Origin of the sequence: Streptomyces brasiliensis, from assembly GCF_014647875.1 — a bacterium.
In the GTDB taxonomy this organism is placed as follows: Bacteria; Actinomycetota; Actinomycetes; order Streptomycetales; family Streptomycetaceae; genus Streptomyces; species Streptomyces brasiliensis.
In genome coordinates this window covers 1-6,591 of record NZ_BMQA01000150.1, presented here as the reverse complement: position 1 = coordinate 6,591, position 6,591 = coordinate 1, and the positions used below count along the sequence as shown (strand labels likewise).

Here is a 6,591-nt window from a genome sequence, read left to right as displayed (position 1 = left end):
GCCGAACGCGTTGATCAGGGTCAGCACCAGGGAGAAGAAGCCCACCGCGACGAACCAGTGGGCGACACCCACGATGCCCCAGCGGTTCATCCGGGTGTGGCCCAGGAACTCCCTCACCACCGTGAGGGTGCGGCTCTTCCAGTCGTCGGTGCGGGTGCCCGCCGGCACGTCCTGACCGAGCCGTACGAAGTGGTAGATCTGCGCGATGGCACGGCCGAACAGCGCCACGCCGACCACGATCAGAACCAACGACACGATGATCGCGGCGAGTTGCATGGTAAACGCCTTCTGTTTCTCGCGGGACTCAGCCCTTGCGGGTGTTGATCTCCTCGGTGAGCTGGGGGACGACCTCGAAGAGGTCGCCGACCACGCCGTAGTCGACCAGGTCGAAGATCGGGGCCTCGGCGTCCTTGTTGACGGCCACGATCGTCTTGGAGGTCTGCATGCCGGCCCGGTGCTGGATCGCGCCGGAGATGCCGTTGGCGATGTACAGCTGCGGCGAGACGCTCTTGCCGGTCTGGCCGACCTGGTTGGTGTGCGGGTACCAGCCCGCGTCCACCGCGGCACGCGAGGCACCCACGGCCGCACCGAGGGAGTCGGCCAGCGCCTCGATGATCGCGAAGTTCTCCGCACCGTTGACACCACGGCCACCGGAGACCACGATCGCCGCCTCGGTCAGCTCCGGACGCCCCGTCGCCTCACGCACGGTGCGGCCGGTGACCTTCGTGCCCCTGGCCTTCTCGGAGAACGTGACGTTCAGGGCCTCGACCGCGCCGGCGGCCGGGGCGGCCTCCACGGCCGCGCTGTTCGGCTTGACCGTGATGACCGGCGTGCCCTTGGAGACACGGGAGGTGGTGGTGAAGGAGGCGGCGAACACCGACTGGGTGGCCACCGGACCCGTCTCCCCGGCCTCCAGGTCGACGGCGTCGGTGATGACGCCCGACCCGATCCGCAGCGCCAGACGTGCGGCGATCTCCTTGCCCTCCGCGGAGGACGGCACCAGTACGGCGGCCGGGGAGACGGCTGTGACGGCGGCCTGCAGAGCGTCCACCTTCGGCACCACCAGGTACTCGCCGTACTCGGAGGCATCGTGGGTCAGGACGCGGGTCGCGCCGTGCTCGGCCAGGGTGGCGGCGGTGTCGGCGGCACCGCCTCCCAGTGCGACGGCGACCGGCTCACCGATCCGGCGGGCCAGCGTCAACAGCTCCAGGGTGGGCTTGCGGACGGCACCGTCCACATGGTCGACGTAGACGAGGACTTCAGCCATGGGACTTCTTCTCTCCTGCTTGCGAAAGATGAGGGGCGGTCAGTGCGTGCGAGCTCTTAGATGAACTTCTGGCTCGCGAGGAACTCAGCGAGCTGCTTGCCGCCCTCGCCCTCGTCCTTGACGATCGTGCCCGCACTGCGCGCCGGACGCTGGGCCGCCGCCTCGACCGTGGTCCAGGCACCCGCCATGCCGACCTGATCGGCCTCGATCTCCAGGTCCGACAGGTCCCAGGACTCAACCGGCTTCTTCTTGGCCGCCATGATGCCCTTGAACGACGGGTACCGCGCCTCACCTGACTGGTCCGTCACCGACACCACCGCCGGCAGCGAGGCCTCAAGCTGCTCGGAGGCGGTGTCGCCGTCACGGCGGCCCTTCACCACCCCGTCCTCGACCGACACCTCGGACAGCAGCGTGACCTGCGGGACACCCAGACGCTCGGCCAGGAGCGCGGGAACCACACCCATTGTGCCGTCCGTGGAGGCCATGCCCGAGATCACCAGGTCGAAGCCGGCCTTCTCGACCGCCTTGGCCAAAACCAGGGAGGTGCCGATGGCATCCGTGCCGTGCAGGTCGTCGTCCTCGACGTGGATCGCCTTGTCCGCACCCATCGACAACGCCTTGCGCAGCGCGTCCTTGGCGTCCTCCGGACCCACCGTCAGTACGGTCACCTCGGCGTCGCCGTCATAGTTCTCGGCGATCTGCAGCGCCTGCTCGACCGCGTACTCGTCCAGCTCGGAGAGCAGACCGTCCATGTCGTCCCGGTCGACGGTCAGGTCATCGGCGAAGTGCCGGTCGCCAGTGGCGTCGGGCACGTACTTCACGGTAACTAGGATCTTCAGACTCATAACTTGTGTCCTGCCAATCAGGGTTGGGCTGCTTCGCGGCCGGCAGCGTTCTCGACGTGGCATCCCGGACGGCCAGATGTTGGGTCGGTTTGGGCCCAGGCTTCGCCGGCGAACGCCTCTCGTTGAGCCGTGCACCGCCGCTTGGCGTCCTCGGAGCGTCTCTTGGCCACGTCAGTGTCGGTCCGGAGGGGCGGGAGGACGACCGGCTTGCCTTCGGTGTCCACAGCGGCCATCGTGAAGTCGGAGTTGTTTGCATGTCGACTTGTGACGCTCTGCAAGTGTTCGGCTTCCACGCGGATGCCCATTTCCATCGAGGTACGGCCCACGTGGTTAACCTTTTGCGCGTTGGCTTACCACGTGTAGAAGCCTTGTCCGGTCTTGCGGCCGAGGTGCCCGGCCGCGACCTTCTCGCGCAGGATGGCGGGCGGCTCGAAGTGTGGTCCGACCTCCTTCGCCAGATGTTCGGCGATGGCAAGCCGGACGTCGAGACCCACCACGTCCGTGGTCTTCAGAGGGCCCATCGGGTGTTTGTAGCCGAGCGTCATGGCGGTGTCGATGTCCGAAGCCGAGGCGACACCGTCCTGGAGCATCCGCATCGCTTCGAGGGCAAGTGCGACACCGAGGCGTGAGGAGGCGAAGCCTGGGGAGTCGGTCACCGTGATGGCCGTCTTGCCCAGGGCCTTCACCCACTCCTTGGCGTCGGCGACGAGATCCGCTGACGTCTTCGAGCCGACCACGATCTCCACCAGCTCGCTGGCGGGAACGGGGTTGAAGAAGTGCAGGCCGATAAACCGCTCCGGCCGCGCCAGCGACGTCGCGACGTTGTCGACGGAGAGAGAGCTGGTGTTGGTGGCCAGGAACGCCTCGGGGGCAAGCTCCTCCACGCGGGTGAGCACTGACGTCTTCAACTCGACGGACTCGGGGACCGCCTCGATGACGAGCACACACGAGGCGAGCGCCGACGGGTCTGTCGTCACGGTAAGGCGCTCCGCAACCTGCGGGAGCGGCTCGCGGAGCTTCCCGCGTTCGGCCGCCTTGGTGAGGCTGTCGCGAACACGCCCATCGGCCGCTGCCGCGGCTGCCTCGTCGGCCTCGATCACGGTCACCGAGGTGCCGGCCAGGAGGAAGGCGTGCGCTATGCCTGCTCCCATCCGGCCGCCACCGTAGACCCCGACGCTGTTGGGAAGGCTCATTAGTTCTCCGATCCGAGGGTGACGTTCTCGATGACGACGGCGAGGGCCTGGCCGACGCCGATGCAGATAGCGGCGACACCCCATCGCTGCCGGTCGGTGATGAGCCGGTGGGCGAGGGTGCCGAGGATGCGCCCCCCGGATGCGCCGAGGGGGTGACCGATCGCGATCGCACCGCCCCAGGTGTTGACGATGCCAGGGTCGATCTTCCAGGCATCGACGCAGGCCAGGGACTGGACCGCGAACGCCTCGTTGAGCTCCACGGCCTCGACGTCCGCCCACTCGATGCCGGCACGGGCGAGCGCGGCGTTGGCGGCCTCCACGGGCGCGAACCCGAAGTCCTGCGGCGCCAGCGCGTGGACACCACGGCCGGCGATCCGGGCCAGCGGCGCGGTGCCGATGACCGAGGCGGCTTCCTCTGAGCCGACCACCAGGGCGGAGGCGCCGTCGTTGAGTGGAGATGCGTTGCCCGCTGTGATCGAGCCGTCGGGGCGGAACGACGGCTTCAGCCCGGCCAGTCTCTCCACCGTCGAGCCCGGCCTGATCCCCTCATCACAGGCCAGGTCGACGCCGGGGACAGCGACCACCAGGTCGTCGTACCGTCCGGCCGCCCAGGCCGCGTCGGCGAGCTGATGGGAGCGGACGGCGAAGGCGTCCTGGCGTTCCCGGGAGATCTGGAACCGGTCGGCAAGCTGCTCGTTGCACTCGCCCAGTGAGGCTGTCCATTCGGCCGGCATCTTCTCGTTGATCAGCCGCCAACCGAGCGTGGTGGAGACAGCCGTGACATTGCCCGCAGGGTAGGCACGGGAGGGCTTGGGCAGCACCCACGGCGCACGGGTCATCGACTCCACGCCGCCCGCCAGCACGACGTGGGCGTCGCCGGTCTCGACGATCCGTGACGCGGTCATCGCGGCATCGAGCGAGGACCCGCAGAGCCGGTTGACCGTCGATCCGGGCAGCGAGACCGGCAGCCCGGCCAGCAGTACGGCCATACGGGCGACATTGCGGTTGTCCTCGCCCGCGCCGTTGGCGTTGCCGAGGAGGACGTCGCCGATCAGGGCCGGGTCCAGCTCGGGTACCTTCGCCAGCACGCCGTTGAGCGCCGTGGCGGCGAGGTCGTCAGGACGCACGCCGGCCAGGGCACCGCCGAAGCGGCCGAACGGCGTCCGCGCGGCGGCGTACAGGAAGGCGGAGGTCATCGAGGGTCCTTTCGGGCGATGAGCATGGTCTTTATGCCGTGCTGGGCGACAACGTCGTGCTGATTGGTGACGCGCACCTCGAACTCCACGACGCCCCGGTCCGGCTTCGAGGACGACGGCCGCTGGGCAACGACGACGCAACCCATGCCTTCGCCCACGAGAGCGTGCAAGCCTTGGCACAGGCAGGCCTGACGGGCCTCGTCTTTCCCGAGCACCTCGGCGTAGTGATCCGCGCTGCCGGCGACACCGGGTGGTGTAGCGCGGGACACAGATGGTGTAACGACAGGCACGTTACTGATAATAGACAGGGTGCGCAAGGTCCAACATTTAGATGTGTGCAGGGCGCCCTGAGGAGCAGGCCGTCAGCGAGTCCGATGTGCTGTGATGTGGCGCCTCAGGTAGGTGAGATGCTTGACCACCGCCGTCTCGCCTGCGTCCGGGTCCTGCCGCTGGATGGCCCGGACGATCTGCTGGTGCTGCTTGACGGTCTCGCGGCCGACCGAGGGCGAGAGGTCCAGGTAGTGCACCGGCTCTGTGGCGTGGTGTAGAGCAGCGACGAAGCTGGCCAGCACCCGATTGCCAGAGGCGCGCGCAATCAAAGTGTGGAACTGGCGGTCGAGCTCCGGGATCTCAGGATCGTCCACCGATGCGGTCTTCTGCCGCTCAACGATCGCGGTCAACTGCTGGACGTGCTCGTCAGTCCGATTGGCTGCCGCAAGGCGTACGGCAGGCACCTCGAGCTGCTGCCGCACCTCGGCCACCTCGTCGAACTCGATGCTGCCCAGGGCGAGGAGGTTGTCGACCGACTCCATCATGACGTCGCCCAGCGAGTGGTAGTCGATCGACTGCACGAAGTTGCCGCCCCTGGCCCCGGGCACCTTGTTGATCAAATGCTGTGACGACAGCACCCGCAGGGCCTCGCGCAAGGTCGTCCGGCTGACGTTGAATTGGCGCGCCAGTTCCGCCTCCGGGGGCAGCATCTCGCCAGACTTGAGCTCGCCGGACAGGATGGCGGCCCTGATGGTCTCCTCGACCTGCTCACGCGGCCGCAACACCGTCCGACCGATCATCTTGCGTGGTGCGTCGCCGTTCGCTTTCATGGCCATCTTGTTGTCCTCCCGGTTCTCTCATTGCCGATCACGCACCGTTGCCGATGCGCTACGCGCTGGGGCTAGTGGATGTTGATGTTACGCGCAAAGGGTGGCTAATGTCTGACGTTTGCACCTAGATATAATGTATACCGTCGCAGTCTGTCGCAGGCGGAATACTCTCTCCTCGGCGGAGACGGCGCCACGGCAGCAAACTCCTCCCCAAACACGCATGTTCAGCAGCGCCATGGGGATGTGGGTTCGGCTGTGGCATCGGCAGCGTCACGGGTGGACGCCTCCCAGACCGTCGGTGAGGACGGCTTGCGGCTTCGACGGCGGCAAGCTGCGCGACGGGCGCAAGCGCCACGTTGCGAGCGCCTGCTGCTTCAGGTGACCCTCACCTCGAGCGGGTGAGGGGTCTTGAGCATCGAGGTCTCCATGACCCAGCGCAACGGTCCCAGACGGGAAACGTCTTGGGTGAGAAGGCAGTACTGGACGAAACCGCGATACTCGTACTACAGCCGGAGATCTTGTGACGGGGTCCGTGTGGCGTCGTTGACCGGGCATCATACTGGGTGTGACGGCTGAGTGGATAGCCGAGTGGGATGCCGAACTGTCCGTGTTGACCGGGTCGTTGGGGTACTTGTTCAACCGTCCGGAGCCTCGGGAGGTGTTCACGCAGTTCATCGAGGGGCTGCTGGCGGAGCTGCCGAGGAAGAACGGGTGGACGTTGTCGCAGCGGGCCGGGTATGTGGCCGCGGACCGGATGCAGTGGCTGCTCAACGGCTCGGTGTGGGACGCCGACCGGCTGCGTGACGCGGTCTGCGACTACGTCGTTGAGCACTTGGGCGACGCGGAGGTATCGCTGGTCATCGATGACACCCAGGCCCAAAAGAAGGGCACCAGGTCGGTCGGGGTGGCCTTCCAGCACTGCGGACTAGCCGGCGACGTCCGCAACTGCCAGACCATGGGTGCGACGCGAGGTCGCACGCTGTGAGTGGT

The 6,591-nt window shown here is 67.3% G+C and carries 7 protein-coding genes and 1 pseudogene; 1 reads left to right on the top strand and 7 read right to left on the bottom strand.

Annotated features, from left to right (window positions below; all coding sequences use genetic code 11):
- From IEZ19_RS48845 to IEZ19_RS48815, 7 genes and pseudogenes are all read right to left on the bottom strand, one after another.
- Positions 1-276 (bottom strand): annotated as a pseudogene (locus IEZ19_RS48845) (Fe-S oxidoreductase); the annotation flags it as partial.
- 28 nt (positions 277-304) lie between these two features.
- A complete protein-coding gene (locus IEZ19_RS48840) occupies positions 305-1,267 on the bottom strand; it encodes an electron transfer flavoprotein subunit alpha/FixB family protein (RefSeq protein WP_189317809.1) in 963 nt (320 codons plus the stop codon).
- A gap of 56 nt (positions 1,268-1,323) precedes the next feature.
- The gene (locus IEZ19_RS48835) at positions 1,324-2,112 is read right to left on the bottom strand and encodes an electron transfer flavoprotein subunit beta/FixA family protein (RefSeq protein ID WP_189317808.1); all 789 of its coding nucleotides are present in this window, start codon (positions 2,110-2,112) and stop codon (positions 1,324-1,326) included.
- Between the two features lie 350 nt (positions 2,113-2,462).
- Positions 2,463-3,305: a 3-hydroxyacyl-CoA dehydrogenase family protein gene (locus IEZ19_RS48830; RefSeq protein WP_189317807.1), complete on the bottom strand. Its 843-nt coding sequence runs from the start codon at positions 3,303-3,305 to the stop codon at positions 2,463-2,465.
- Entirely contained in the window at positions 3,305-4,501 is a 1,197-nt protein-coding gene (locus IEZ19_RS48825; protein ID WP_189317806.1) for a thiolase family protein, read from the bottom strand. The genes IEZ19_RS48830 and IEZ19_RS48825 overlap by 1 nt, the downstream gene beginning before the upstream one ends.
- Positions 4,498-4,818, bottom strand: a complete 321-nt coding sequence (locus tag IEZ19_RS48820; protein ID WP_189317805.1) for a hotdog family protein — start codon at positions 4,816-4,818, stop codon at positions 4,498-4,500. Before IEZ19_RS48820 ends, IEZ19_RS48825 begins: the two co-directional genes overlap by 4 nt.
- A 45-nt stretch (positions 4,819-4,863) precedes the next feature.
- Positions 4,864-5,607, bottom strand: a complete 744-nt coding sequence (locus IEZ19_RS48815) for a FadR/GntR family transcriptional regulator (RefSeq protein WP_189317804.1) — start codon at positions 5,605-5,607, stop codon at positions 4,864-4,866.
- A gap of 559 nt (positions 5,608-6,166) precedes the next feature.
- On the opposite strand from IEZ19_RS48815, the gene IEZ19_RS48810 reads away from it, so the two are divergent.
- Entirely contained in the window at positions 6,167-6,586 is a 420-nt protein-coding gene (locus tag IEZ19_RS48810; protein ID WP_189317803.1) for a transposase, read from the top strand.
- Positions 6,587-6,591 lie beyond the last annotated feature (5 nt).

Bases quoted from the DNA above. Each gene is read 5' to 3' on its own strand.
- IEZ19_RS48840 (WP_189317809.1), bottom strand. From the start codon at position 1,267: ATGGCTGAAGTCCTCGTCTACGTCGACCATGTGGACGGTGCCGTCCGC.
- IEZ19_RS48835 (WP_189317808.1), bottom strand. From the start codon at position 2,112: ATGAGTCTGAAGATCCTAGTTACCGTGAAGTACGTGCCCGACGCCACT.
- IEZ19_RS48830 (WP_189317807.1), bottom strand. From the start codon at position 3,305: ATGAGCCTTCCCAACAGCGTCGGGGTCTACGGTGGCGGCCGGATGGGA.
- IEZ19_RS48825 (WP_189317806.1), bottom strand. From the start codon at position 4,501: ATGACCTCCGCCTTCCTGTACGCCGCCGCGCGGACGCCGTTCGGCCGC.
- IEZ19_RS48815 (WP_189317804.1), bottom strand. From the start codon at position 5,607: ATGGCCATGAAAGCGAACGGCGACGCACCACGCAAGATGATCGGTCGG.